Annotated in this window: 21 protein-coding genes; all 21 read right to left on the bottom strand. The window is 63.6% G+C overall.

Features of this window, described 5'->3' with window-relative positions; genetic code table 11:
• Positions 1 to 124: 124 nt before the first annotated feature.
• The 21 genes from ACSQ3L_RS16005 to ftsL all read right to left on the bottom strand — a co-directional run bounded on the left by ACSQ3L_RS16005 (position 125) and on the right by ftsL (position 26,090).
• Positions 125 to 421, bottom strand: coding sequence for an AzlD family protein (locus tag ACSQ3L_RS16005; RefSeq protein ID WP_436160835.1), 297 nt, complete (start codon positions 419 to 421; stop codon positions 125 to 127).
• Positions 418 to 1,146 carry an AzlC family ABC transporter permease gene (locus tag ACSQ3L_RS16000; RefSeq protein ID WP_436160834.1) on the bottom strand — a complete coding sequence of 243 codons (729 nt, stop codon included), beginning with the start codon at positions 1,144 to 1,146 and terminating at the stop codon, positions 418 to 420. Before ACSQ3L_RS16000 ends, ACSQ3L_RS16005 begins: the two co-directional genes overlap by 4 nt.
• A gap of 113 nt (positions 1,147 to 1,259) precedes the next feature.
• A complete protein-coding gene (locus ACSQ3L_RS15995) occupies positions 1,260 to 1,952 on the bottom strand; it encodes a DUF2461 domain-containing protein (RefSeq protein WP_436163459.1) in 693 nt (230 codons plus the stop codon).
• Entirely contained in the window at positions 1,952 to 4,156 is a 2,205-nt protein-coding gene (gene ligA, locus ACSQ3L_RS15990; RefSeq protein ID WP_436160833.1) for an NAD-dependent DNA ligase LigA, read from the bottom strand. The genes ACSQ3L_RS15995 and ligA overlap by 1 nt, the downstream gene beginning before the upstream one ends.
• A 112-nt stretch (positions 4,157 to 4,268) precedes the next feature.
• Positions 4,269 to 5,942 (bottom strand): DNA repair protein RecN, encoded by a 1,674-nt coding sequence (gene recN, locus ACSQ3L_RS15985; RefSeq protein ID WP_436160832.1) that lies wholly within the window; start codon positions 5,940 to 5,942, stop codon positions 4,269 to 4,271.
• Between the two features lie 212 nt (positions 5,943 to 6,154).
• Positions 6,155 to 7,024, bottom strand: a complete 870-nt coding sequence (locus ACSQ3L_RS15980) for an outer membrane protein assembly factor BamD (RefSeq protein WP_436160831.1) — start codon at positions 7,022 to 7,024, stop codon at positions 6,155 to 6,157.
• Positions 7,025 to 7,288: 264 nt separating this feature from the next.
• Positions 7,289 to 8,239 (bottom strand): UDP-3-O-acyl-N-acetylglucosamine deacetylase, encoded by a 951-nt coding sequence (gene lpxC / locus ACSQ3L_RS15975; protein WP_436160830.1) that lies wholly within the window; start codon positions 8,237 to 8,239, stop codon positions 7,289 to 7,291.
• A 281-nt stretch (positions 8,240 to 8,520) separates the two neighbouring features.
• On the bottom strand, positions 8,521 to 10,200 hold the full coding sequence (gene ftsZ, locus ACSQ3L_RS15970; RefSeq protein ID WP_436160829.1) for a cell division protein FtsZ: 1,680 nt from the start codon (positions 10,198 to 10,200) through the stop codon (positions 8,521 to 8,523).
• 67 nt (positions 10,201 to 10,267) lie between these two features.
• The gene (gene ftsA, locus ACSQ3L_RS15965) at positions 10,268 to 11,575 is read right to left on the bottom strand and encodes a cell division protein FtsA (protein WP_436160828.1); all 1,308 of its coding nucleotides are present in this window, start codon (positions 11,573 to 11,575) and stop codon (positions 10,268 to 10,270) included.
• Entirely contained in the window at positions 11,572 to 12,510 is a 939-nt protein-coding gene (locus ACSQ3L_RS15960) for a cell division protein FtsQ/DivIB (RefSeq protein ID WP_436160827.1), read from the bottom strand. The genes ftsA and ACSQ3L_RS15960 overlap by 4 nt, the downstream gene beginning before the upstream one ends.
• Entirely contained in the window at positions 12,498 to 13,424 is a 927-nt protein-coding gene (locus tag ACSQ3L_RS15955; RefSeq protein ID WP_436163458.1) for a D-alanine--D-alanine ligase, read from the bottom strand. Before ACSQ3L_RS15955 ends, ACSQ3L_RS15960 begins: the two co-directional genes overlap by 13 nt.
• A 446-nt stretch (positions 13,425 to 13,870) precedes the next feature.
• Positions 13,871 to 14,836: a UDP-N-acetylmuramate dehydrogenase gene (gene murB / locus ACSQ3L_RS15950; RefSeq protein WP_436160826.1), complete on the bottom strand. Its 966-nt coding sequence runs from the start codon at positions 14,834 to 14,836 to the stop codon at positions 13,871 to 13,873.
• Positions 14,833 to 16,239 (bottom strand): UDP-N-acetylmuramate--L-alanine ligase, encoded by a 1,407-nt coding sequence (murC, locus tag ACSQ3L_RS15945; RefSeq protein WP_436160825.1) that lies wholly within the window; start codon positions 16,237 to 16,239, stop codon positions 14,833 to 14,835. Before murC ends, murB begins: the two co-directional genes overlap by 4 nt.
• Positions 16,236 to 17,363: an undecaprenyldiphospho-muramoylpentapeptide beta-N-acetylglucosaminyltransferase gene (murG, locus tag ACSQ3L_RS15940; RefSeq protein WP_436160824.1), complete on the bottom strand. Its 1,128-nt coding sequence runs from the start codon at positions 17,361 to 17,363 to the stop codon at positions 16,236 to 16,238. Before murG ends, murC begins: the two co-directional genes overlap by 4 nt.
• Position 17,364: 1 nt before the next feature.
• Positions 17,365 to 18,516 carry a putative lipid II flippase FtsW gene (gene ftsW / locus ACSQ3L_RS15935; protein WP_436160823.1) on the bottom strand — a complete coding sequence of 384 codons (1,152 nt, stop codon included), beginning with the start codon at positions 18,514 to 18,516 and terminating at the stop codon, positions 17,365 to 17,367.
• The gene (gene murD, locus ACSQ3L_RS15930) at positions 18,516 to 19,916 is read right to left on the bottom strand and encodes a UDP-N-acetylmuramoyl-L-alanine--D-glutamate ligase (protein WP_436160822.1); all 1,401 of its coding nucleotides are present in this window, start codon (positions 19,914 to 19,916) and stop codon (positions 18,516 to 18,518) included. The genes ftsW and murD overlap by 1 nt, the downstream gene beginning before the upstream one ends.
• An 8-nt stretch (positions 19,917 to 19,924) precedes the next feature.
• Entirely contained in the window at positions 19,925 to 21,007 is a 1,083-nt protein-coding gene (gene mraY, locus ACSQ3L_RS15925) for a phospho-N-acetylmuramoyl-pentapeptide-transferase (RefSeq protein ID WP_013530954.1), read from the bottom strand.
• Between the two features lie 18 nt (positions 21,008 to 21,025).
• Positions 21,026 to 22,483, bottom strand: coding sequence for a UDP-N-acetylmuramoylalanyl-D-glutamyl-2,6-diaminopimelate--D-alanyl-D-alanine ligase (locus ACSQ3L_RS15920; RefSeq protein ID WP_436160821.1), 1,458 nt, complete (start codon positions 22,481 to 22,483; stop codon positions 21,026 to 21,028).
• A complete protein-coding gene (locus ACSQ3L_RS15915) occupies positions 22,480 to 23,934 on the bottom strand; it encodes a UDP-N-acetylmuramoyl-L-alanyl-D-glutamate--2,6-diaminopimelate ligase (protein ID WP_436160820.1) in 1,455 nt (484 codons plus the stop codon). The genes ACSQ3L_RS15920 and ACSQ3L_RS15915 overlap by 4 nt, the downstream gene beginning before the upstream one ends.
• A 54-nt stretch (positions 23,935 to 23,988) precedes the next feature.
• Positions 23,989 to 25,698, bottom strand: coding sequence for a peptidoglycan D,D-transpeptidase FtsI family protein (locus tag ACSQ3L_RS15910; RefSeq protein WP_436160819.1), 1,710 nt, complete (start codon positions 25,696 to 25,698; stop codon positions 23,989 to 23,991).
• A complete protein-coding gene (gene ftsL / locus ACSQ3L_RS15905) occupies positions 25,695 to 26,090 on the bottom strand; it encodes a cell division protein FtsL (RefSeq protein WP_436160818.1) in 396 nt (131 codons plus the stop codon). The genes ACSQ3L_RS15910 and ftsL overlap by 4 nt, the downstream gene beginning before the upstream one ends.
• Positions 26,091 to 26,094 lie beyond the last annotated feature (4 nt).

Below are 26,094 nucleotides of genomic sequence, written 5' to 3'. Positions count from 1 at the left end.
GCAATTCGGCTGAGCGCGGTGTGGATCGCTTCGATTTTCAAGAAGCGCCTGACAGGAATTATTGCCTCGATCACTACGTGTGTCGGCGCTGCGTCAGTGAGCATACGTGGACTAAGACAAAACGTCAGCCGGCGAACTGCCGAGCAACGATCAACACCACCGCGCCTGCCAGAAACATCGCCATCAGCCCACCGCGCAGCGACACGACGGCGGTGACCACCAGTGCCGCCCATTCCGCCGGCCCGGCATTCAGCAGCTCGGGCGCCACCAGCGTTGTCAGCACCGCCGCCGGCACGGCATTGAGGCCGGCCTCGACGCGCGGATGGATGGTGTCGAAGCGGGAGATGACGAGATGCCCGCCGATGCGCGTCAGATAGGTGGCGATCGCGCCGGCGATGATGATCCAGAATGTCGTGCTCATGGCCGTGCCTTCACGCCGCTGTGGTGGGGAGGCAGGATGACCGCCAGCAGCACGCCCGCAATCGCGCCGATCGAGACATGCCAGGGCGAGCCCACCGTCTTGTAGGCGACGATCGAGGCGGCCGCACTTGCTACGACCACCGGCAACCACAGCGGCCGCTTGCGGAAGCCCAGCACGAGACCGAGGAAATAGATCGGCAGCAGGAAATCTATGCCCAGCGCATGCGTGTCGGGGATCAGCTTACCGAACAGCGCGCCAAGCGCGCTTTCGACGATCCAGAACAGATAGACCGGCAGACCGAGCCCCAGATACCAGGCAAAGCCGACCGTCTGGCCGGATTGCGCCCGCGCCTCGGCCACCGCGAATTGCGGGTCGGTGAGGATGAAATAACCGAGCGCCTGGCTGATGACAGGCCAGTGCGCGATACGCCGGCCGATGCCGGCGGAATAGAGCACGTGGCGGAAGTTGACGGCGAAGATCGACAGCACGATCAGCCACGGCGCCACATGTTGGCCGAACAGCTGGATGCCGACCATCTGGCTGGCGCCGCCATAGACCAGCGCGCTCATCAGGAAGGCTTCCAGCACCGAGAAGCCGTTCTCGACAGCAAGCGCACCGAACAGCACCGCAAATGGCGCCGACGCCACAACGACAGGCATAGAGAGCCGCACGCCTTGCCAGAAATCGCTTCTATCGCCGCTCTCGGAAATTGCTTGCGCCGACATGACCTCTCCTTAATCAGAGGCCTGATGTAGGAAGCGCTGCCTGCCTTGTCACACGAATTCGCTTGAGCCAAACAATCAGCGGAAATGATCGTCGGATCGGCCAAGTTGGACGCCTATTCCTTCGGGGTTTTGCCCTCGATCGCCCTGCCCCAGTCGAGCAGCGGCTTGGCGCGCAAGGTGAAATCGACGAGTTCGTCGACCAGATCAGCCGTGTGGATACCCGCCGGATCGATGACATGCTGGACATAAAAATGCCGGTGACGGATGGCGGCGACCAGATCGGCATCGCTGATTTCCTCGAAGCCACGCGGCGTGCGCTTCATACGGTCTTCCGTCTCGAGTTCAAGACCGTTCTTCTTCAACGCCGCCACGAGGGCGCGAAACTTGTCCGGCTTCGTCGCGATGGCCTTGCGCATCGCCAGCAGCAGCGCCGGCTCCGGCTGCCACCACGCAATGTCGGCGAAGCAGCGCTCAAGCCCGACATGCACGTAGAACACGCCCTGCTCCATCTTGGTGCCGTCGGGCGACAGGATGGCCGACAAATGCCTGTTATAAGGCCGCTTGTCCTTGGCGAAGCGCACGTCGCGATTGATCCGGAACAGCGACTTCTTGCGATCGCCGCGCAGGCCGAGCCCTGCCTTTGCGAAGCGCTCGGTCAGCGTGTCGACCAGATCGCCAAAGGGATCGCGCAATTCCTTTTCGAACAGGTCGCGGTTTTCAAGGAACCACTCGCGGCTCTGGTGGAAATCCAGCGCCTTGAGGAATGGAATGGCCTTTGGGCCGAACCCTTTGAATGCGCCTCCCATCATGCCTTGCCGATCCGCACCAGCCAGGCATCCTCGTCGATCACCTCGACGCCCAGTTCGCTGGCAAGCTTGAGCTTGGAGCCGGCACCCGGCCCGGCGACCACCAGATCCGTCTTCGCCGAAACCGAGCCCGCGACCTTGGCGCCGAGGCGCTCCGCCATGGCCTTGGCTTCGGAGCGTGTCATCTTCTCCAGTGAGCCGGTGAACACGACCGTTTTGCCGGCGACCTCGCTGTCGGCCGAGACCGTGACGACATACGGCTTCGGCTTGACCTGCTCGAGCAGCTTCTCAAGCACGTCGTCGTTGCGTTCATTGCCAAAGAAGCCGCGTAGCGCATCGATCACCGTATCGCCGATGCCGTTGACCGATGGGAAGACACTGTGGGGATCCTCTGCCGCCGCTGTCTCCTTGCCGACACGGATCAGCTCTTCGATGGTCGAGAAGGTGCGGGCAAGCACGGCCGCCGTGGTTTCGCCGATATGGCGGATTCCGAGCGCGAAGATGAAACGGTCGAGTTCCGGCTCGCGGCGCGAGTCGATGGCCGCGAACAGCTTGTCGAGGCTTTCATAGTTGCGATCCTCGACGCTGCGCACGTTCTTGCGCGTCTTGCCCGATGCGGCTTCGCGCTGCCTGGCCTGCTCCTCGCGGCGCTCAGCCAGCGCCCTGGTGACGGCCGGACGGCGATCCCTGAGCGTGAAGATGTCGGCGGCGGTCTTGATCAATCCCGCATTGAAGAAGGTATCTATGTTTTCGGCACCGAGGCCTTCGATGTCCAAGGCGCCGCGCGACACGAAGTGGCGCAATCCTTCCACCGCCTGCGCCGGGCAGATCAGCTCGCCGGTGCAGCGGCGGCGGGAATCTTCCTTGCCGGTCTTCTCGTTGATCTCGCGCGTCGCCGGCGAGCCGCAGATCGGACAGGTGTGCGGGAATTCGTAGGGCACGGCATCGGCCGGCCGCTTGTCGATGACGACACTGACGATCTGCGGAATGACATCGCCTGCCCGCTGGATCACCACCGTGTCGCCGATGCGCACGTCGATGCCGTCGCGGATCGGCTGGCCGGTCGAGTCCAGGCCCTTGATGTAGTCCTCATTGTGCAGCGTGACATTCTCGACCACGACGCCGCCGACAGTGACCGGCGCCAGCCGCGCGACCGGCGCCAGCGTGCCGGTGCGGCCAACCTGGATGTCGATCTTGAGCACAGTCGTCATCGCCTGTTCGGCCGGAAATTTGTGCGCGACGGCCCAGCGCGGCTCACCGGTGACGAACCCCCATCGGCGCTGCAATTCCAGCTGATCGACCTTGTAGACGACGCCGTCGATATCATAGCCGAGCGCCGAGCGCTGCTCCTCGATCCGATGATAATGCGCGATCAGTTCGTCGGCCGATTTCGCCCGCACCATCAGCGGACTGATCTTGAACCCCCATTCCGCGAATTTCTGCACCGAATCATATTGGGTCGGTGCCGGATCCGCTGTCGTATAGCCCCAGGCATAGGCAAAGAACTTGAGGTTGCGGCTGGCGGTAACGGACGGATCCTTCTGGCGCAGAGACCCGGCCGCCGTGTTGCGCGGATTGACGTAGTCTTGGCCGCCGACCGCCGCCGACCGCTGCTTCAACGCCTCGAATTCCGCATAGGTCATGTAGACCTCGCCGCGGATCTCGATGATTTCGGGCCAGCCCGAGCCTTTCAGCTTCGCCGGAATATCGGCAATCGTCTTCAAATTGGCGGTGATGTCCTCGCCGACGGCGCCGTTGCCACGCGTTGCACCCTGCACGAACACACCGTTTTCGTAACGCAGCGAAGCCGAAAGTCCGTCGATCTTCGGCTCGGCCGTGAAGGCGATGTCGAGCTCCTTGTCTCGATCGAAGAATCGCCGGCCGCGTTCGATAAAATCCGCGACGTCATCGTCGGTATAGGCCTTGGCAAGGCTGAGCATCGGCACCGCATGGCGCACCTTGGTAAAGCCTTCCGCAGGTGCGGCACCCACTCTGAGCGACGGCGAATCCTCGCGCACCAGCGCTGGAAAGCGCTCCTCAATGGCAAGGTTGCGCCGTGCCAGCGCATCATATTCCGCGTCGGTGATAACAGGCGCGTCTTCGGTATGGTAGCGCCGATCATGCTCGGCGATCTCTTCCGCAAGGCGCTTCAGCTCGGCTTCGGCCTCGCTTTCGGTCAGGGCATCGACTGGTTTTTCGGACATACTTTCCTTCCCCGGACGGTGGCCCGCCACAATAGATCAGGATTTTTGGAAAATCATTCCTGAACAGCAGGATGGAGCCATATCCTGACTCGATCCCTGATATCAGCTGTTCTTATGCCGCCGTGGTATTTTCGCGCAGCAGTCGTTCCGCGGCGGCGCGGGCCTCGTCGGTGATGGTGGCGCCGGCGAGCATGCGCGCGATCTCCTCCTGCCGCGCCGGCCGGTCCATCTCGGCAATGCCGGTCGCGACACGGTCGGTGGTGCCGGATTTGGAGATCAGGAAATGCGTCGCCGCGCGTGCCGCCACCTGTGGCGCATGCGTCACCGACAGCACCTGGACGCGCTTCGACAGCCGCGCCAGCCGCTGGCCGATGGCGTCGGCAACAGCGCCGCCCACGCCGGTGTCGATTTCATCGAACACCAGCGTCGGCGCCGAGCCACGGTCGGCCAGCGCCACCTTTAGCGCCAGAAGGAAGCGCGAAAGCTCGCCGCCGGAGGCCACTTTCATCATTGGCCCCGGCCGCGTGCCTGGATTGGTGCGCACCCAGAATTCGATCTGGTCGATGCCCTCTTCCATGCGGCTCTCGGCATCGCTCTTCATTTCCACGATAAAGGCCGCGCGTTCGAGCTTCAGCGCCGGCAGTTCGGCCATGACCGCCTTGGTCAGGCCGACCGCCGCCGCATGGCGAAGCGAGGACAGCTGCGCGGCGGCAATGTCGTAGGTCTCGCGTGCCGCGGCGGCCTGCTTTTCCAGCCCGTGCAGGCGTTCCTCGCCCGCATCGAGATCGGCGAGATCGGCCGACATCGTGTCGCGCAGCTGCGCCAAATCGTCGACGGCGACGCTGTGCTTGCGCGAGGCCGCGCGCAGCGAAAACAACCGCTCCTCCGCCTTTTCCAGCCGCTGCGGATCATATTCGGTGGCGCGCAGTGCGGCCTCGACGCCCGATTGCGCCGCGTCGAGCGACAGCATCGCCTCGTCGAGCGACTTGACCACGTCGTCGAGCAGGCCGGGCGCCTCTGTCACCTTGCGTTGCAGCCGCCTCAGCAGGCTGGCCAGTTGCGGCAAGGGCGACGACGGACCGGACAGCACATCCTGCGCATCGTGGATTTCGGACGCGATCTTTTCGGCCCGCATCATCGACGCGCGCAGTTCGGCAAGATCGGTCTCCTCACCCGGCTGCGGATCGAGCTTTGTCAGCTCCGCCACCGCCGCGCGCAGATAGTCGGCCTCGCGCGCGGCCGCCGCCACCTTGGCACGGTGACGCGACAGCTCCTGCTCGCAGGCGCGCCAGTGCCGCCATGCCTCTCCCGTCGAGCGAACGGCGCCGAGATGGCCGCCGAAAGCGTCGAGCACCTCGCGATGAGCGCCGGGATCGACCAGCGCGCGCTCATCATGCTGGCCGTGGATTTCGACCAACGCGCGCCCGACATCGCGCATCAAGGTGACGCTTGAAGGCTGATCGTTGACGAAGACACGGGTGCGGCCGTCCGCCGTTTGCAGGCGGCGCAGGATGATGTCGCCGTCATCCTCGATCGCGTTGTCGGCAAGCAGCGCACGGGCCGGATGGTTGCGCGGCACGTCGAAGACGGCGATGACCTGGCCTTGCGCCGCGCCATGGCGCACCAGCGACGCGTCGCCGCGCGCGCCAAGCGCAAGCGACAGGGCATCGAGCAGGATGGATTTGCCGGCGCCGGTTTCGCCGGTCAGCACCGAAAGACCCGGCTGGAAGTCGATATCCAGCTTCTCGATCAGGACGATATCGCGGATCGACAGTCTGGAAAGCATCAGAACCCAAATCTAGAACGGCACGCGACCATTTGGAGTCGCAGCGCCGCACTATCTTTTTGTTTGAGCACCGGATCAATCCGAAAAAGCGCAGCGCACGTTCGGTCCGATGCTCCAGGCAGTATCCAGCGGTCTTGCGACAAGAACCTGCGACAAGCAACGAAACCAGGCAGACGGCACGTCGGCGAAGCCCCGCGGCGTCTGCTTGGAGGTCAGGCGCCGGTGATCAATTTCCCGGCCTTGGATATCCACGACCCGGCATTTTCGCGTGGTGCAAGCCCATTGCTCTGCAGCAGCTTGTAGGAATCCTTGTACCACGAGCTGTCAGGGTAATTGGTGCCGAGCACGGCGGCGGCGGTCTGCGCCTCAGAGGTCAGGCCCATCGCGTAATAGCTTTCGGTCAGGCGGGCGAGCGCCTCCTCGACATGGCGCGTGTTGGAATAGTTCTCGACCACAGTGCGGAAGCGCTTGACGGCGGCGATGTATTCGCGGCGCTCGAGATAGTAGCGGCCGATCTGCATTTCCTTGCCGGCCAGCTGATCGTTGGCGAAGCGGATCTTTTCCTTGGCGTCGTCGACATATTCCGACGTCGGCCAGCGCGTCACCAGATCCTGCATCGTCTGAACGGTCTGTCGCGCTTCCTTCTGGTCCTGCGTCACGTCCTTGATCTGGCGGTAATAGCTCAAGCCGATGATGTACTGCGCATAGGCAGCGTCATCGGTTGACGGATAGAGCGTGAGATAGCGCTTGGCCGAACCGATCGCCTCGTCGTAATTGCCCTGGCGATAATCGGCGAAAGCGCCCATCACCATCGATTTGCGAGCCCATTCCGAATAGGGGTGCTGGCGGTCGACGGCGTCGAACTTGCGGCTCGCCTCCTGCAGGCGTCCAGCATTGAGATTGGCGAGGCCCTGATTGTAGAGAACATCGGCCGGTTCGGTCTGGTCGACATAGGTCGACAGGTCGATATCTTTCTCCGACGACATGCAAGCCGACAGAAGGAGCGATGGAACAACCACCGAAAGCGCCAGGAAAACGGCCCTCTGCGGCGCTTTCAATTGACCAACTCGCTTGAAGAACATGATTGGATTCCGCCCTTTCGGCGTTATTTCAATGCCAGTTGCATGCCATTGTTTCAAAACTGGTCCCCACTTTTGAACAACATGCACTAATCGACGGCAGCAGCCATAAACCATAACCGCCTTGCCCGGCAACGCTATCTCCGGCCAATCGCGCATTTTTGTGGCGGCCGGACAAAGGTTGAACATCCAAGCAATTTCACTGACGGGTGGTGCATTCCTGCAACACGCGCCGTTCCCCATGGAACCCGAAAAAACCTGGGAAAATCAGATCATCCAGGGCGCGTAGAGCGGCGCATTGACGGCGTTCATCTCGGCGCTGCGGCCGCGCTCGCGGCGCGTCGTCTCGACGATTTCGAACGCGGTGCGATCGGACAAAAGGCGGCGCAGAGCCGCGGCATTCATCCTGTGGCCGCCACGATAGGAGCGGAAGCAGCCGATGAAGCGGGCGCCGGCCAGCGCCAGGTCGCCCATGGCATCCAGCGTTTTATGGCGCACGAATTCATTGGGATAGCGCAGGCCGCCCATATTGATGACGCGGTTGTCGTCGCCGATGACCAGCGAATTCTCCAGCGATGAGCCGAGCGCGTAGCCGGCGGCCCACAGCCGCTCGACGTCCTTCATGAAACCGAAGGTGCGGGCGCGCGCGATGTCGCGGCGGAAAATATCGGCATTGAGGTCTGACGCGAACAGCTGACGGCCGATCGCCGGGCTTTCGAAGTCGATCTCGATCTCGAAACGGGTGCCGTCATAGGGCCTGAACTCCGCCCAGGAGGCGCCGTTCTCGATGCGGACCGGCTTGATGACCCTGATGTAACGCCGCTTGACCGACAGCATCTCGATGCCCGCCTGGTCGATGGCTTCGACGAAGGCCATGGCGCTGCCATCGAAGATCGGAACCTCGGAACCATCGATCTCGACGGCGACATTGTCGATGCCGAGCCCGAACAGCGCCGCCATGATGTGCTCGACCGTGGCGATGTGCTCGCCGGCGGGATCACCAAGCATGGTGCACAGGTCGGTAGCGCCGACTTCAGAGACCAGGGCACGAAACTCGCGGCCCTGCTCCGAGCCATTGAAAAGCTGGAAAACGATGCCGGTGTCGGCATCCGCCGGCATGAAGCTGATGGAGACTTCCTTGCCGCTGTGGACGCCGATGCCGGTAAGCGACGCGCGCGTCTTCAATGTCGTCTGATAGTCGTGCAAGACAATCCCCATAAGCCCGAAATGCCTAGGTCCGCTTCTCCAGCCCGAGGGCGCGGCTCTTGTGTGAATCGGCAGGCAGGGTCACTTCCCCCGAAATCCCGGCAAACCGACGATGGTAGGCAGCGAAGATAGTGTTCCGGTAGGGAGACTCCAAATCACGGTTTCTTACTCGGTGTAACCGCGAATGGGAATATCTACGACTTTGTAAGTAATTGAAATCACAGCATTTAAAACGTTAACAGGCAAGCAATTTCTTGCCTGCCTGTTAACAATTGTTACAGTCCGTTTACCAATCAGTTGGCCTGACGGCGCAGGAACGCCGGAATCTCCAGCTGGTCGTCTTCCTGAGTCGCCCTCACCTGCGGTGTCAGGCGGCCCTGGTCGTCGAGCTGGCCGCGGCGCGGCGCGTAGAGCTGCGCGTCCTGGCTGGCGAGACGGCGCACTTCGGGCGCTGCCTGGCGCAGCTTGGGTTCGCGCGGCTGCGCCGGCTGCAGCCGTGCGGGCTCTTCCTCGCGGCGGGTCAGGCCGTTGGTCAGGCGCTTCAGCAGGCCCATCGGTCCGCTGTTGTTCTCATGGTCGACCGGACGGCTCTTGGCATCCACCTCGGCCTTCACCACGGGCGGAAAGTCCTCGACGCGCGGCATACGCTGCGGCGCCATGGCAACCGGCTGCGGCGCTTCACGCAGCATCTCGCGCGGCTGTGGAGCCGGCTGCATCTGCTGGACCACAGGCTGCGGCATCGGCTGTGCCGGTGGCGCCTGGAAGATCTTGCTCTGCGGGCGGAAATCCTCAGCGTGAGCGACCGGAGCCGGGCGCGCCTGCGCCATGGCCGCGGCATTCGCTTCGGCCAGTTGGATGGCTTCGGCGACCGGGTCGACCGCGCGTGGCTCGTATGCCGCCTGCTGGACCGGAGCCGGGCGAACCTCCGCGATCTGCGCCGCCGGGCGGCTGACAGGCTTCTGCGGCGCCGTGCGGATCGAGATCGGCGCGGCGGCGATTTCAGCCGCCGACTTGTCGATGCCGGTGGCAACCACGGAGACTCGGATGACGCCTTCGAGTTCCTCGTCGAAGGTGGCACCCAGGATGATGTTGGCGTCCTGGTCGACTTCCTCGCGGATACGGGTCGCCGCTTCGTCGACTTCGAACAGCGTCAGGTCGCGGCCGCCGGTGATCGAGATCAGCAGGCCCTTGGCGCCCTTCATTGAGGTCTCGTCGAGCAGCGGATTGGCGATCGCAGCCTCGGCGGCGGCCATCGCGCGGCCCTCGCCCGAAGCCTCGCCGGTACCCATCATCGCCTTGCCCATCTCGCGCATGACTGAACGGACGTCGGCGAAGTCGAGGTTGATCAGGCCTTCCTTGACCATCAGGTCGGTGATGCAGGCGACGCCGGAATAGAGCACCTGGTCGGCCATGGCGAAGGCATCGGCGAAGGTGGTCTTGTCATTGGCCAGCCGGAACAGGTTCTGGTTGGGGATGACGATCAGCGTATCGACGCATTTCTGCAATTCCTCGATGCCGAAATCCGCCGTCTTCATGCGGCGCTGGCCTTCGAAGTGGAACGGCTTGGTGACGACGCCGACGGTGAGGATGCCCTTTTCGCGGGCGGCACGCGCTACGACCGGAGCAGCACCGGTACCGGTGCCGCCGCCCATGCCGGCGGTGACGAAGCACATATGGGTGTTGGACAGGTGATCGATGATCTCGTCGATGCACTCTTCCGCCGCCGCACGGCCGACTTCCGGCTGCGATCCGGCGCCAAGGCCTTCGGTGACATGCGCGCCGAGCTGGATCAGCCGATCGGCCTTCGACATGGTCAGCGCCTGCGCGTCGGTGTTGGCCACCACGAACTCGACACCGCGCAGACCGGCGGTGATCATGTTGTTGACGGCATTGCCGCCGCCGCCGCCGACACCGAACACGGTGATACGCGGCTTAAGCTCGGTGATGTCCGGCTTCTGCAGATTGATGGTCATTGTCTCCGTCCTTTGCCTTTCACGCCGCTTCGCCGCCGCGGCCGCCTATGGGGCTGTCCCCGTCAATTTAGAAACTGTCTCTCAACCACTGACTCATGCGATGCAGTTTTCCGCCCGTTCCAGTCATTCTGAGACCGGAAATTCCTTTCGCAGGATGGCTCTCGAAACTCGCCATCTGCGGATAGATCAGAAGCCCCACCGCGGCCGAGAAGGCCGGCCCCTTCGCCGCTTCCGGCAGGCCGGCCACGCCGAGCGGGCGGCCGATGCGCACATTGCGTCCCAGGATACGACGCGCCGCCTCCGGCAGGCCGGCAAGCTGGCTGGCCCCGCCGGTGAGCACCACACGCTTGCCCACCGCATTGCCGTAGCCGGACTTGTTCAGCCGGTCGCGCAACAGTTCGAGCGTCTCGTCGATGCGGGCACGCACGATACGCGTCATCACCGAGCGCGGAATCTGCAAAGGCACGTCGCCATCGTCGCCGATCGGCTGGATCGAGACCAGGTCGCGATCGTCGGCGCTGCCCGGCAGCGCCGAGCCATGCATCACCTTCAGCCGTTCGGCCGCATCGAGAGAGGTCGAAAGCCCCTTGGCCATGTCGAGCGTGACATGGTTGCCGCCGATGGCGATGGCGTCGCCATGGACGAACTTGCCTTCCGAAAACACCGAGATCGTCGTCGTGCCGCCGCCCATGTCGATGCAAGCCGCGCCCATTTCCAGTTCGTCGTCGACCAAGGCCGCCAGTCCGCTGGCATAGGGCGTCGCCACCATGCGCTCGACCGACAGGTGCGAACGGTTGATGGAAAGCTCCAGATTGCGCATCGGCGCGGCGTCACCGGTCAGCACATGCATGTCGACGCCGAGTTGATCGCCGACCATGCCGCGCGGATCGCGCACGCCGCGTTCGGCATCCAGCGAGAAGCCGACGGGAAGCGAATGGATCACCTCGCGCTCGGCCTTCAGCGCCTGCTTGGCGCCGGCGCCGAGAACGCGCTTGATGTCGGCCTCGTCGGCCTCGTGGCCGCCAAGGTTGATGGTGGCGGAGAAGGCCTCGCTCTTTAGCCGGCCGGCCGTCATGTTGACGATCAGGGAATCGACCGTCAGCCCGGCCATACGCTCGGCCGCATCGACGGAAAGGCGGATGGCGTGCTCGGCCCGGTCGAGATCGACGACGACACCCGACTTCACGCCTTGCGATTTCTGATGGCCGATGCCGATCACCTGGATCCGGTGCGAGCGGCCGCGCAGCAGCTTGCCGTCATCGCACGGCTTGAGCTTGGCCACCATGCAGCAGACCTTGCTCGAACCGACATCCAGCACCGTCAGGGTGCCGGACCGGCGCGACGAGGCATCGCCAGGACCGCCAAGCCAGCTCATATCTTCGTCTCCGGCTTGCGCTTCAGGCTCTTGGGTTTTTCGTTGAGGGCGGCTTCGCGCTGCGTTGCCGCCTCGGGCGTCAACTGCACGACCAGCCGGTCCGTCAGGCGCATGTCGACGGCGGCGATGTCGCGCGACAACAAGCCCTTGTCCTGGTCCATCTTGACGAGTTCGGCGAGCGCCTGGTCCTCGTCATACTCGGGAAGCTTGACGGTGATGCCATTGTCCAGCTTCAGGTCCCAGCGCCGTTCGCCGACGCGGATATAGCCTTTGATCCGGCTCGCGAGCTCAGGATATTGTTCGATCTTGGCGATGAAGCCGGGCGCACTCGCCGGCGCGCCGGTGCCGATCAACAGCGGCAGCAGCACCTGCTTGCCGCCCGAGAACGGCGCGATCACGGCGCCATCCTTCTCGATGACGGACAACTCATCGCCCTGCTGCCAGAGCGCGAAGGCCTCGCGTTCCTCGACGCGCACTTCCAGCGTATGCGGATAGACCTTGCGCACCGCCGCGACCTCGATCCACGGCAATGTCGCAATTCGCTCGCGCGCGGCCTCGGCGTCGAAGCCGATCAGGGATGTCCAGCCGTCGAGCTCGAGCCTGTCGAGGATATCGATCTCCGAGGTCTGGCGGTTGCCGACCACCTTGACCTGATCGACGGCAAAACCGGTGCGGGCGGTGATGCTCTGCACGATGCCGTCGACATGACCACCGAGATAGGCACCATAGGCACTGCTCGAGAAAATCAGCACGGCCGACATCATGGCAGAGGAAAAGCGCGGCGCCTGGAATTCACCGACACCCAGGCGCGCCAGAACGCGCACCGGGCGACGCAGCATACGCGGCAGCACGAAATGATCCGACAACGGCAAGCCGAACGGCGCCGGCCTGGCCGCGCCCCTCTCCTTGCCTTGTAGCCATTTCAACGCAGACACGAAGCGTCCTCCACCATCCAACTCAACAAATCGCCAAACGAGTGCCCGGCCTGGGCGGCGATTTCAGGCACCAAGGACGTCGGCGTCATACCCGGCTGGGTGTTGACCTCGAGCCAGACAACCTCGCCGTTTTCGGAATGCCGATCGTCATAACGGAAGTCCGACCGGGAAACGCCCCGACAGCCGATCGCTTGGTGAGCCTTGAGCGCCAGTGTTTGTATTTTTTGGTAAATATTCGGTGAAACTTTTGCGGGGCATTCGTGCTTTGATCCCCCGGCGACATATTTTGAATCATAGTCGTAGAAGGAATGACCGGTCGGGATGATCTCGCAGACCCCGAGCGCAACATCGCCCATCACCGCGCAGGTCAGCTCGCGACCGTGGATGTAGCGCTCGACCATGACGGTATCGCCATATTTCCACTCGGACGAGCCGATCACCTGCGGCGGATGCGACTGGCCTTCATGCACGATGACGACCCCGAAGCTGGAACCCTCATTGACCGGCTTGACCACATAGGGCGGCTTCATCGGATGCTTGTTCTGGATGGCGAAGCGGCTGGCGACCTTCGATTCGGCGACCGGGACGCCGACCGCCTTGGCAACCCGCTTGGCCTGCTCCTTGTTCATGGCCAGGGCCGAGGCGAGAACGCCGGAATGGGTGTAGGGAATGCCGAGATATTCGAGGATACCCTGAACGGTGCCATCCTCTCCAAAGGGGCCATGCAGCGCATTGAAGGCGACGTCGGGCTTGAGCTCGGAAAGCACGGATCCCACATTGCGCCCCACATCGACGCGGGTGACCTGATAGCCTTCCTTTTCGAGCTCATCGGCACAAGCCTTCCCCGAAGACAGAGACACGGGCCGCTCGGACGAAAAACCACCCAGCAGGACGGCCACATGCTTGCTTTTCATTCCCCGGCATCCCCTCTCACGGCGGACCAAAAACCAAGATTTCCGCAACATTGAGTCCGAGTCTCCCGGCAGGTTGCCCCCCCAGACGGAAAACGCGGGTAACGCGTTCGAACGACTCAAATCAGGAAACGCTTTCGAGCAGAGAATCAGAGAGTTGATTCACTGGCAAGTGCTTACGATTCCGAGAGATTCACTTTCTGAGAAAATGCATGCGAAAAGCGTGTCGTTGAGTCTTCGGGGCAACGGTCGTGGACCGTGTCGACGGCGTTGAAGTTCATGCATCACATGAACTTCAAGGCGCGCGAAGGTGTGTTGAGATTCAGGTCAGGCCGAGTCGAAAACGATGGCTTTCGAGAACCGGAGCGGAGCGTACTTAAAGTACGTGAGCACCGGAAGCGCAGGAAGCCGTCGTTTGCAGGCCGGCATCACCTGAATATCAATGCACCTTAAAGGAGCTGCCCGAGAAACTCCTGCACGGCATGCCCCGGCCGGAAATTGCCGATGCGCTTGATTTCCCATTGCAGCCGGATGCCGGAATTCTCCAGCACCCGTGTGCGCACGGTCTCGCCGAGATATTCAAGGTCGTAGCCGGTCGCGGTTCCGGTGTTGATCATGAAATTGCAATGCATCGGCGACATCTGCGCACCACCGATCATCAAGCCGCGGCAGCCCGCCTTGTCGATCTCCTTCCAGGCCGACGTGCCTTCCGGATTCTTGAAGGTCGAGCCGCCTGTCTTCTCGCGGATCGGCTGCACGGTCTCGCGATGGTTCTGCACCGCGTCCATCGCCGCCTTGATCGTCGTCTTGTCCTCGGCAAAGCCTTCGAACACGGCGGAGGTGAAGATCAGCCCAGAGGGCGCCGCCGAATGGCGATAGGCATAGCCCATATCGGCATTGCTCAGCGTCCGCACATTGCCCTTGCGATCAAGTGCGCGCACTTCGACGACGCGCTCGCGCGTCTCGACGCCATTGGCGCCGGCATTCATCCGCAGCGCGCCGCCGATGGCGCCCGGAATGCCGTGATAGAAATGAAAGCCGCCAATGCCCGCCTCGAGCGCCACAGCGGCAACGCGCTTGTCGGGCGTGGCCGCTCCTGCCTTGATCCTGATTGGCGAAATGACCTCGGCCTCGCCGAACCCCTTGGCCGAAAGCCGGATCACAAAACCCGGAATGCCGCCATCGCGGACCAGAAGGTTCGAGCCGACACCGACGACGGTCAGCGGTATCTCTTCGGGAACCGCTTTCAGAAACGCGGCAAGATCCTCCTCGTCGGCCGGCTGGAACAGCGCTTCGGCCAGCCCTCCGGCTCGGAACCAGGTGATCTTGTCCATCTCGGCATTCGGCGTCAGGCGGCCGCGCAGGCCGGCAAGCCGGTCGCCAAGTCTGTCGATCAAGGCCTGGCCGTGCATCATGAGACGGTCCCGCCAAGCTCCTTGGGCAAAGCATAGGCCCATTGGGTGATGTTGCCGGCGCCAAGGAAGACGACGAAGTCGCCCGGCTTGGCCAGATCGCGGATGATGGGCGCGATCGCCGCCGGCCCCTCGATGAAGCGCGCGTCGCGATGGCCGCCGGCGCGGATGCGCGACACCAGCGCGTCCGAGCTGACGCCGTCGATCGGCTCCTCGCCGGCCGCGTAGACCGGCGCCACCATCACCGTATCGGCGTCGTTGAAGCAGGTGGAAAACTCGTTGAACAGATCATGCAGCCGGGTGAAGCGATGCGGCTGGGCAATGGCGATGACGCGGCCCTTGGTTGCGCTGCGCGCCGCCTTCAGCACCGCCGAGATCTCGACCGGATGGTGGCCGTAATCGTCGAACATTTCGACGCCATTCCAAGAGCCGGTATGGGTGAAGCGGCGCTTGACGCCGGCGAAGGACGACAGGCCCTTCTTGATCGCCTCGGCCGACAGGCCGAGCTCATGCGCGACCGCGATCGCCGCCGTCGCGTTGGAGACGTTGTGGCGGCCGGGCATCGGCAGGCGCAGGCCTGCTATCGTCGTCTGGCCGCCGGTCTTACGGTCGCGGATCACCACGTCGAATTCCGAAATAGCGCCCGCCATGCGGTGGTTTGTGAAGCGCACATCGGCCTGCGCGTTCTCGCCATAGGTGATGACGCGGCGATCCTCGATGCGGCTGACCAGCGCCTGCACTTCGGGGTGATCGGTGCACATCACGCCGAAACCGTAGAACGGCACGTTCTCGACGAACTGGCGGAACGCCTCGCGCACCTTGTCGAAACTGCCATAGTGATCGAGATGCTCGGGATCGATGTTGGTGACGACCGCGATCTCGGCCGGCAGTTTCAGGAAAGTGCCGTCGCTCTCGTCGGCCTCGACCACCATCCATTCGCCGTCGCCCATGCGGGCGTTGGTGCCATAGGCATTGATGATGCCGCCATTGATGACGGTCGGATCGAGCCCACCGGCATCGAGCAAGGTCGCAACCATCGAGGTCGTCGTCGTCTTGCCATGCGTGCCGCCGATCGCCACCGCCTGGCGGAAGCGCATCAGCTCGGCCAGCATCTCGGCCCGGCGCACGATCGGCAGCAGCTTTTCGCGCGCCGCCTTCAGCTCCGGATTGGATTTCTTGATCGCCGTCGAAACGACCACCACCTCGGCATCGCCGAGATTCTCGGCCTGGTGGCCGACGAAGCATTCGATGCCCTTGTCGCGCAGCCGCTGCACATTGGCGCTTTCGGCCTGGTCGGACCCTTGCACCTTGTAGCCGAGATTGTGCAGCACTTCGGCAATGCCGCTCATGCCGATGCCGCCAATGCCGATGAAATGCACAAGGCCGATGGTTTGCGGCATCTTCATGCGTGCGCGCCCTTCCTGAAATCCGAAACGGTTTTTTTGGACGCAATAGCCTCTGTGAGATCAGCGAGCAACCGTGCCGCGTCCGGCCTGCCGGCCGATTTCGCGCCAGCCGCCATCGCTGTCAGCCGCTCAGGCGTGTCCATCAGCCCGCCGACGAGCGCTGCGATGCGTTCGGGCGAAAGCGAGGATTGCGGGTGCACTTCGCCACCGCCGGCAGCGGCAAGGGCCGCCGCGTTCGCCGCCTGGTCGTGATCGAGCGCATAGGGATAAGGCACCAGTAGTGCGGGCCGGCCAATGACGGCGATCTCCGAGACGGTCGAGGCGCCGGAGCGCGAGATCACCAGGTGCGCCGCCGCGATGCGTGCCGCCATGTCGGTGAAGAAGGGCGAGACCTCGACGGCGACGCCAAGAGTGGCATAGGCCGCCTTGACCCGCGCCACGTCATCCGCGCGAGCTTGTTGGGTAATGACCAGCCGCTTGCGCTGCGCTTCGGAAAGCAGCGCGACAGCCCCGGGCATGGCATCGGAAAAGAACTGGGCGCCCTGGCTGCCGCCGAACACCAGCAGGCGGAACGGTTCTTCGCCGCTCGACGCCGCATAGGCCGTCCTGGCCGCTTCCAGCACGGCAGGCCTAACCGGATTGCCCGTCGTCACCGTCTTGGCGCCGACCACACTGGCATCCTGCGGCAGGAAGCCGCCGGCGATCGCATCGACACGGCCGGCCAGCGCCCGGTTGGCGCGCCCCATCACCGCATTCTGCTCATGGATCAGCGTCGGCACCTTGCGCCGTGTTGCGGCGTAGAGTGGCGGCAAGGTCGGATAGCCGCCGAAGCCGACGACGGCATCCGGCTTGATCCTGGCGATGACGGCTGAAGCCTGGCGCACGCCGCGCCAGATCTTCCAGAAGGCGCCAAGCAGGGCAAAAGGATTCTTCGAACCCATCGTCGCCGACTGGATCGGATAAATGGCGGCGGCCGGGAAATGACCGGCAAAACGCTCGGCACGGTCGTCGGTCGCCAGATGCACCGACCAGCCGCGTCCGTTCAGCTCATGCGCCAGCGCCTCGGCCGGGAAAAGATGCCCACCGGTTCCGCCCGCCGCGAGAAGGATGACGCCTCTGGCCATATCACTCCGCCGGCACGGCGCGTTGCGACAGGCCAAAGCCCATCTGCTTGCGCTTTTCGGGCCGCTTGCGTGTCAACGCCAGCACCATGCCCATCGAGATGGCGATGGCGATCTGCGATGAGCCGCCATAGGATATGAACGGCAGCGTCATGCCCTTGGCCGGCACAAGCTGCAGGTTGACGCACATGTTGATGACAGCCTGCAGGCCGAACACGGTGACGAGGCCACCGACCGCATAGCGGGTGAAATCGTCATGCTCCTTCAGCGCCGTGTTGAGGCCGCGCAACACGATGAAGGCGAAGATCGACATGATGAAGAAGCACATGATCAGCCCGAATTCTTCGCCCGCGACCGAGAAGACGAAGTCGGCATGGCTGTCGGGAATGACCCGTTTGACGGTGCCCTCACCTGGCCCGACACCGAACCAGCCACCATTGATCAGCGCCTCGCGGCCCATGTCGACCTGGAACGTGTCGCCTTCGCCGGTGAGGAACTTGTCGATGCGCAAGGCGACGTGCGGAAACACCGTATAGGCGGCAAAGACGCCGCCGATGCCGGCCGCACCCAGTGCGATGATCCACAGCCATGGCAGGCCCGCCATGAAGAACATGATACCCCAAGTGCCGGTCGTTAGCATGGTCTGGCCGAGGTCCGGCTGCGCCACCAGCAGCGACACGACCAGCACCAAAAGCAGCATGGCGAACAGATTGCCCGGAATGTCGGGCTGGCGCTTGTGCTCGGCAAACAGCCAGGCGCACATGATGACGAAGGCAGGTTTCAAAAATTCCGACGGCTGGATGGAGAGGCCGGCAAGCGACACCCAGCGGCGCGCGCCCTTCACCTCGACGCCGATGTAAAGCACCGCCACCATCAGCACCAGCATCAGGCACAGCATGATCAGCGCCATGCGCCGGATCTCCCGGGAATCGAGGAACGACACGGCCAGCATCACGCCGAGCGCCGGCACGGTGAAGATGATCTGCCTTGTGGCGAAGTGGAAACTGTCGAGACCGATGCGCTCAGCCACCGCCGGGCTTGCCGCGAAGGACAGCACGATGCCAAGGCCCATCAGCGACAGGAACGCCGCCAGGAACCAGCGATCGATCGTCCACCACCAGGTTGCAACCGGACTTTTGTCGAGACGGCTCTGCATTATCGTGCCCCTCCGATGGGTCTCACACCCTCGATAGCATTCGCAGCTTGCCTGAAGGCTTCGCCGCGGACTTCGAAATTCTTGAACTGGTCAAAACTGGCGCAGGCCGGCGACAACAGCACCACCGCCTCGCCGCTGTCATCCTTAGCCGCATCATGCGCGGCGTGTTCGACCGCCGCGGCCAGCGTGCCTGAAATCTCATAGGGCACGGCCTCACCCAGCGTCGCCGAAAAGGCGGGCGCGGCTTCGCCGATCAGATAGGCCTTGGCGATGCGCGGGAAGAAACCGCGCAACGGCTCGATGCCGCCTTCCTTGGGCAAGCCGCCGGCGATCCAGTAGATGCGCGCAAAGCTCGACAGCGCCGGTGCCGCCGCATCGGCGTTGGTCGCCTTGGAATCGTTGATGAACAGCACATGGTCCTTGCGGCCGACCTGCTCCATGCGGTGCGCGAGGCCGGGAAAGCTTTCGAGCCCCGACTGGATTTCGCCAAGCTCCAGTCCGACCCTGAGGCACGAGGCGACCGCTGCCAGCGCGTTCTGCGCATTGTGCTGGCCGCGCAGCGAGCCGATGCCTTCGAGGAAGGCGACACGGCTGTAGCGGCCGTGAACCGCTTCCATCAGATCGCCGCCGTCGGCGAAATAGCCGTCGGTCAGCGGCAGCCTCTTGGAAATGCGGATGACATGCCGCCCCGCCCGCTCCAGCCGCTCGGCGATCTGCGCGCACCAGGAATCGTCGATGCCGACGATCGCCGTCTCGCTGCCGGCCACCAGCCGCTCCTTGATCGCGGCGTAGTGCTGCATGGTGCCGTGACGGTCGAGGTGGTCGGGCGTCAGATTGAGCAGGATGCCGGCCGTCGGGTTGATCGAGGGCGCGAGATCGATCTGGTAGGACGAGCATTCGACCACATAATGCCGATCGGGCTCGGGCGGATCGAGCGTCATCACCGCGCGGCCGATATTGCCGCCCATCTGGGTGTCGCGTCCTGCCGCCTTCAGGATATGCGCGGTCAGCGCGGTCGTCGTCGACTTGCCGTTGGTGCCGGTGATGGCGATGAAAGGCGATGTTGGCGCGCTCAGCATCCGCTCGCGGCAGAAGAGCTCGATGTCGCCGATGATCTCGACACCTGAGCCGCGCGCAAGCTCCACCGTCCAATGCGGCTTGGGATGCGTCAGCGGCACGCCCGGCGACAGCACGAAAGCCGAGAACTTTGCCCAGTCGGCGCCGCGCAGATCGGCGGTTGCAATGCCCGCCCCTGTCGCCTTGGCAACGCTTTCGGGATTGTCGTCCCAAGCCAGCACGTCCGCACCACCAGCGATCAGCGCGCGCGCCGTCGCGATCCCCGAGCCACCGAGCCCGAAGAGCGAAACGCGCTTGCCTGAGAAAGATACGGCGGGGATCAAAGCGCTTCCTATCTCAGCTTGAGGGTCGACAGGCCGACCAGCGCCAGGATGACGGCGATGATCCAGAAGCGGATCACCACCTGGCTTTCGGTCCAGCCGAGCTTTTCGAAATGATGGTGGATCGGCGCCATCAGGAACACCCGCTTGCCGGTCATCTTGAAGTAGCCGACCTGGATGATGACAGACAGGATTTCCACGACGAACAATCCGCCGACGATGACCAGGACGATCTCGTGCTTGGTGGCGACCGCGACCGTGCCGATCAGGCCGCCCATGGCCAGCGAGCCGGTGTCGCCCATGAAAATCGCCGCCGGCGGCGCGTTGAACCAGAGGAAGCCGAGACCGGCGCCGATCACCGCGCCGAGGACGACCGCCAGCTCACCGGTGCCGGGCACGAAATGGATCTGCAGATATTCGGCAAACACCGCGTTGCCGGAGAGATAGGCGATGACGCCGAAGGAGGCCGCCGCGATCATGATCGGCACGATCGCCAGCCCGTCGAGCCCGTCGGTCAGGTTCACCGCATTGCCGGCGCCGACTATGACGAAGCAGGAGAACGGAATGAAGAACCAGCCGAGGTTGACGATGAATTCCTTGGCAAAGGGGAATGTCAGCGACGACGAGAACGGCGCCTGGCCATTGTGCATGATCACCCAGGCGGCGATGCCGGCGATGACGAATTCGAGCGCCAGCCGTGCCTTGCCGGAAAAGCCGAGATGCGACTGCTTGGTCACCTTCAGATAGTCGTCGTAAAAGCCGATCGAGCCGAAGCCCAGCGTCACCAGCAGCACCACCCAGACATAGATGCTCGACAGGTTCGCCCATAAAAGCGACGAGCCGATGATGCCGGACAGGATCATCAGCCCGCCCATGGTCGGCGTGCCGGCCTTCTTGAAATGCGTTTGCGGCCCGTCGGCGCGGATCGGCTGGCCCTTGCCTTGCCGCAGCCGCAGCGAATTGATGATGGTTGGCCCGAAGATGAAGACGATCAGCGCCGATGTGATCAACGCTCCGCCGGTGCGGAAGGTGATGTAGCGGAAGACATTGAAGACCGAGACCTTGTCCGCAAAATCGACGAGCAGTGTGAACATGCGCTTTCGTCCCCCGACCTAGGTCTGTTTTCTGGTTGTCGATTCGGCCGGGAATTTGCCCAGCAGCGCATCGACCAGTTTTGCAAAACCGATGCCCTTCGACGATTTGATCATCACCACATCGCCCGGCTTCAGCGCGGCAAGCAGCACCGGCTTCAGCTCCTCGACCCCGGCGCGGTATTCCGTCTTGATTTCGGCCGGCAGTGCCTCGGCCAGCGCGCGCATTTCCGGGCCGCCGAGAAAAACGGTCTGCGTGCCCGTGCCGACGATGAGTTCGGCAAGCGCGGCATGCAGCTTGGCCGAATGGTCGCCGAGTTCGAGCATATCGCCGAGCACGGCTATGCGGCGGCCCTCGCCCGTCACCGGCGTCGCATTGAGCAATGCCATGGCAGCAGCCATCGACGCAGGATTGGCGTTGTAGCTCTCGTCGATCAGCGTGATCGACCCACGGGGGTGGCTCGAAGTCGAGCCACCGGGATGCCGCAGCACATGGCGCTTGCCGCGTCCGCGTTCGGCCGAAAGATCGGCCAGCGCCGACGCTACCTTGCCGAGATCGGCGCCGACCAGATGCGCGGCACCCAGCACCGCCAACACGTTCTGCACCATGTGGCGGCCGGGCGCACCGATCCGCGCCGTCACCTCATGGCCGCCGATCCGGGCAATGATATCGGAATGATCGGCGTGGAGTTCGCATTGGACCAGCTTGAAGGTCGAGCGCGCATTCTCGCCGAAGCCATACACGTGCTCGACGCCGGCGGCATGCGCCATCTTGTCGAGAAGCTTGAAGCGCGCATCGTCGCGGTTGAGGATAGCGGCGCCCTCGGGCTCCAGCCCCTCGAAAATCTCGGCCTTGGCCTTGGCGATCTCGTCCAGATTGCGGAAGAAGCCAAGATGGGCCGCCGCGATCATGGTGACGATAGCGACATGCGGCCTCACCATTTTCACCAGCGGCCGGATCTCGTCGGGATGGTTCATGCCGATCTCGAACACGGCGTAATCGCAATCGGCTGGCATGCGCGCCAAAGTCAGCGGCACGCCCCAATGATTGTTGAACGACTGCGCCGAAGCATGCACCTTGCCGACGGCTTGCAGCACATGACGCAGTGCTTCCTTGGTGGTGGTCTTGCCGGCCGAACCGGTCACCGCGATGATTTTCGCCTGAGAACGCGCCCGCGACGCGACCCCGAGCTTTTCCAGCGCGACCAGCACATCCTCGACGACGACGATCGGCGCCGTCAGCCGGCCGAGCGACGGCAGTTTGCCTTCGGCCACCACCAGCACCCCAGCGCCAGCCTTGATGGCTGATGTGACGAAGTCATGGCCATCCATCGCCTCGCCCTTGATGGCGAAGAAGGCGTCGCCCGGCTGCAGGCTGCGGCTGTCGATCGAAATGCCTGAAATGCCTTCCGGCATCGGCCCGAGCGGCCGCCCGTCCATGGCGGCAACCAGCGCCTCGGAGGTCCACAGCAAGCTCATGCGGCACGCTCCGAGAGGGCGGCGCGAACTTCCTCGTGATCGGAAAAATGCAAGGTCTCCGAGCCGATCGTCTGGCCCTCCTCATGGCCCTTGCCGGCCACGATCAGTGTGTCGCCGGCATGCAGCATGGCGACCGCCTCGTGGATCGCCTGTCGCCGGTCGCCGATCTCGATAGCGCCGGGAGCAGCGGCGAGGATGGCGGCGCGGATCGTTTCCGGCACTTCCGAGCGCGGATTGTCGTCGGTGACGATCACGACATCGGCTAGCCGCGTCGCGATCTCACCCATGATCGGCCTTTTTCCCCGGTCGCGATCGCCGCCGCAGCCGAACACGACGATGACGCGACCAGTGGTGAACGGGCGCACCGAAGCCAGAACATTTTCCAGCGCATCGGGTTTGTGGGCGTAATCGACGTAGACGGGCGCGCCATTGGCGGCGGTGCCGACGAGGTCGAGCCGGCCCGGCGCGCCCTTCAGTTTCTCCAACGCCATCAAGGCCTTGGCGATAGGTGTTCCCGTGGAAATGGCAAGCCCCGCCGAAACCAGCGCGTTCGAAATCTGGAAATCGCCCGCCAGCGGCAGGTCGATCTCGTAAAGCACGCCATCGGCCTCTACCTCGGCCCGCTGGCGATGGCGCTCGTGCTCGACGCGCTTCAGCCTGAGAAAATCGCCATGGCGGCCAACCGTCAGCACTTCGAGCCCGGCAGCCTGCGCGGCTTGGATCGTCGGCGCCGACCATGGGTCGTCGGCAAAGATTACGGCCGGCACGCCCTTCGGCAGCAGTGCGTCGAACAGGCGCAGTTTGGCGCGGTGATAGTCCTCGATGGTCGGGTGATAGTCCATATGGTCGCGGCCGAGATTGGTGAAGCCGCCGGCCGCCAGCTTCACGCCGTCGAGACGGCGCTGGTCGAGCCCATGGCTGGAGGCTTCCATCGAGGCGTGGGTGACGCCGGCATCGGCCAATTCCCGCAGCAACTGGTGCAAGGCGACCGGATCGGGAGTCGTCAGCGAGCCATAGTCGTTGCGGCCGGGCGCCACCACGCCGGTGGTGCCGATCGAAGCGGCGGAATAACCGGCCTGCTCCCAGATTTGCCTGGTGAAGGCGGCGACCGACGTCTTGCCGCTGGTGCCGGTCACCGCGACCATGATCTCAGGCTGCTTGCCGAAATAGCGGGCCGCACTCAGCGCCAGCGCCAGGCGCGGATCGTCGACCGCCAGCACCGGAACCGGCAGCCCGGCAACGGTGCTGCCCTTGCCCGCGATGATCGCGGCCGCACCGCGCGCGGCGGCGTCGACGGCATAAACGGCACCATCGGCCTTGGTTCCGGCGAGCGCAAAAAAGACAACGCCCGGTTTTACCTGGCGGGAATCTGAAGAAATCCCTGTAACCTCCAGATCGGCGGAAGCTGTTCCTTCGACTGGCAGGATACCGGCTAGATCTCTGAGCTTCATCGAGTCCCGTTCATCGCAACAAAATAGCGCGCAGTTACCGGCGCGCCCTAAGAATCACTGATAGGAAACCAGCGTTGCACCATTTTCATGGCTGAAATCTGGCTTCACGCCAAGCATGGCAGCCGCACGTCTGATGATATTGCCGGCCATAACCCCCGCATTTGCGGCCGCGACGTCTGTCATGCCAGGCTTTTCCGGATGCGGAGCGTCGGCAATCGTAAACACCAGATATTGCGGATCGTCCATCGGGAAAGCGGCGACAAAGGTATTGAAATTCAATTCTTTCGAGTAGCGGCCATTGATGACCTTCTCGGCTGTTCCGGTCTTGCCGCCAACGCGATAGCCGGGGACTCTGGCGTTTCTGGCCGAGCCCTTCTCGGCGTTGAGCGAATAGAGATAGCGCATGCCATCGACCGTCTTGTCGTTCACCACCTTCTTGGCGATGGCCATCGCTTCCTCCTGCGTACGCATCAGGAAGGTAGGGTTCATCAGGAAGCCACCATTCATCAGCGCCGCGCAGCCCACAGCCGCTTGCAGCGGCGTCGTCGACACGCCGTGGCCGAAGGCGATGGTGAACGAATTGACCTGTTTCCAGACCTTCGGTTCAGTCGGGCGGGCGACCTCCGGCAGTTCGGTCTGCATCTTGTCCAGAATGCCGAGGCGATGCAGGAATTCGCGGTGCCCCTCGATACCCACCATCTCGGCCTCCCTGGCCGACCCAATGTTGGACGAATAGAGGAACACCTCCGGCAGCGACAGCACCCGGTTCTTGCCATGGAAATCGTGGATCGCCTGGTGGCCGACCCGGATTGGATGCGAAGCGTCGAAGCGGCTCGCCATCGTCGCCTTGCCGGAATCGAGCGCCATGGCAGAGGTGAAGCTCTTGAAGGTCGAGCCCATCTCATAGAGGCCCGCCGACATCCGATTCAACCGGTCCTTGTCCTGGGCATTGTAAGGATTGTTCGGATCGAAATCCGGCACCGAGGCCATGGCCACCACTTCGCCGGTCTTGACGTTGAGCACAACGGCGCCGGCGCCCATGGCGCGGTAGCGTTCCAGGCCGGCGGCGATCTCGTCGCGCACCACGTGCTGGACCCGCAGATCGATCGAAAGCTTCACCGGCTTCAGGTCCTTGGCGATTGCAAGGCCCGATGCTTGCAGGTCGCTCAACCCTTGCTCGTCGACATACTTCTCCATGCCGGAGATGCCCTGGTTGTCGATGTTGGTAAGCCCGACAATGTAGGACGAGGTCTCGCCGCTCGGATAGAAACGGCGCTTCTCGGTGCGGAAGCCGAAGCCGGGAATGCCGAGCTGCATGATGTCGGACTGCTGCTTGGGCGTCAGTTGCCGCTGCAGCCAGACGAAACCGGCGCCGCTCTTCAGCTTGTGGTAGGTCTGCTCGTAATCGATATCCGGAAGCACCGTCGACAGCTTCTCGATCGCCTCGTCGGCGTCGACGATGCGGCGCGGCTCGGCAAACAGCGACGCCGTCTTGATATCGGTCGCCAGCACTTCGCCGTTGCGGTCGACAATGTCGGGCCGCGATGCCGTCACACGGCTCTGCGGACCGCCCGACATATCGGGGGTCTGGAAGCCGAGATAAACCAGTCGCCCTGATATGGTCGAGAAGATGCCGAAGAACACCGCCATCGTCATCACGATGCGCGTCCTGCCCTTGCCGCCGGTCGCCTTGCGGGCGCCCTCGACGACGATCGATCCGTCTTCACCCGTTTTGGCGCGTCGCTTCAGCAGTTTGCCGATCATTGGGCGATGCCTCCGGTCACCACGGGATCCTTGCCGTCCGAGGGTGCCTTATCGGAATTGTCGGCCATGCCGCCCTGGCGTCCGGACAGGATGTCCTGGATATCCAGGGATTTGGCCGGCAGATCGCCAATGCCGCCGATCTGGCGGGCGCTGACCGGCACGAGTTCGAGCTGCGACTTGTAGAGCTCGGCCAGCTTCTGCAGCCGCGACGGCTGGGTGAGCAGGCTCCAGTCTGCCTTGAGCAGGTCGATCGTGTCCTCCTCATAGCGGATCTGCGCATGGATCTTCTGCACCGAAGCCAATTGTTCCTCGGCCTCGCGCTTGGCCTTGTAGGTGAGGGCCGCCGCCGCAACCATGACGGCGATCAGGACAATGTCGCTGGTACGAAACACGTGC

This window comes from Mesorhizobium sp. LjRoot246 (genome assembly GCF_964254115.1).
In the GTDB taxonomy this organism is placed as follows: domain Bacteria; phylum Pseudomonadota; class Alphaproteobacteria; order Rhizobiales; family Rhizobiaceae; genus Mesorhizobium.
Note: the sequence above shows the minus strand (reverse complement) of the source record. Positions and strands in the feature narration are given on the sequence as shown.

What these genes read in the sequence shown, in the direction of transcription:
- ACSQ3L_RS16005 (WP_436160835.1), bottom strand. Translation starts at nt 421, where the DNA reads ATGAGCACGACATTCTGGATCATCATCGCCGGCGCGATCGCCACCTAT.
- ACSQ3L_RS16000 (WP_436160834.1), bottom strand. Translation starts at nt 1,146, where the DNA reads ATGTCGGCGCAAGCAATTTCCGAGAGCGGCGATAGAAGCGATTTCTGG.
- ACSQ3L_RS15995 (WP_436163459.1), bottom strand. Translation starts at nt 1,952, where the DNA reads ATGGGAGGCGCATTCAAAGGGTTCGGCCCAAAGGCCATTCCATTCCTC.
- ligA (WP_436160833.1), bottom strand. Translation starts at nt 4,156, where the DNA reads ATGTCCGAAAAACCAGTCGATGCCCTGACCGAAAGCGAGGCCGAAGCC.
- recN (WP_436160832.1), bottom strand. Translation starts at nt 5,942, where the DNA reads ATGCTTTCCAGACTGTCGATCCGCGATATCGTCCTGATCGAGAAGCTG.
- ACSQ3L_RS15980 (WP_436160831.1), bottom strand. Translation starts at nt 7,024, where the DNA reads ATGTTCTTCAAGCGAGTTGGTCAATTGAAAGCGCCGCAGAGGGCCGTT.
- lpxC (WP_436160830.1), bottom strand. Translation starts at nt 8,239, where the DNA reads ATGGGGATTGTCTTGCACGACTATCAGACGACATTGAAGACGCGCGCG.
- ftsZ (WP_436160829.1), bottom strand. Translation starts at nt 10,200, where the DNA reads ATGACCATCAATCTGCAGAAGCCGGACATCACCGAGCTTAAGCCGCGT.
- ftsA (WP_436160828.1), bottom strand. Translation starts at nt 11,575, where the DNA reads ATGAGCTGGCTTGGCGGTCCTGGCGATGCCTCGTCGCGCCGGTCCGGC.
- ACSQ3L_RS15955 (WP_436163458.1), bottom strand. Translation starts at nt 13,424, where the DNA reads ATGAAAAGCAAGCATGTGGCCGTCCTGCTGGGTGGTTTTTCGTCCGAG.
- murB (WP_436160826.1), bottom strand. Translation starts at nt 14,836, where the DNA reads ATGATGCACGGCCAGGCCTTGATCGACAGACTTGGCGACCGGCTTGCC.
- murC (WP_436160825.1), bottom strand. Translation starts at nt 16,239, where the DNA reads ATGAAGATGCCGCAAACCATCGGCCTTGTGCATTTCATCGGCATTGGC.
- murG (WP_436160824.1), bottom strand. Translation starts at nt 17,363, where the DNA reads ATGGCCAGAGGCGTCATCCTTCTCGCGGCGGGCGGAACCGGTGGGCAT.
- ftsW (WP_436160823.1), bottom strand. Translation starts at nt 18,516, where the DNA reads ATGCAGAGCCGTCTCGACAAAAGTCCGGTTGCAACCTGGTGGTGGACG.
- mraY (WP_013530954.1), bottom strand. Translation starts at nt 21,007, where the DNA reads ATGTTCACACTGCTCGTCGATTTTGCGGACAAGGTCTCGGTCTTCAAT.
- ACSQ3L_RS15920 (WP_436160821.1), bottom strand. Translation starts at nt 22,483, where the DNA reads ATGAGCTTGCTGTGGACCTCCGAGGCGCTGGTTGCCGCCATGGACGGG.
- ACSQ3L_RS15915 (WP_436160820.1), bottom strand. Translation starts at nt 23,934, where the DNA reads ATGAAGCTCAGAGATCTAGCCGGTATCCTGCCAGTCGAAGGAACAGCT.
- ACSQ3L_RS15910 (WP_436160819.1), bottom strand. Translation starts at nt 25,698, where the DNA reads ATGATCGGCAAACTGCTGAAGCGACGCGCCAAAACGGGTGAAGACGGA.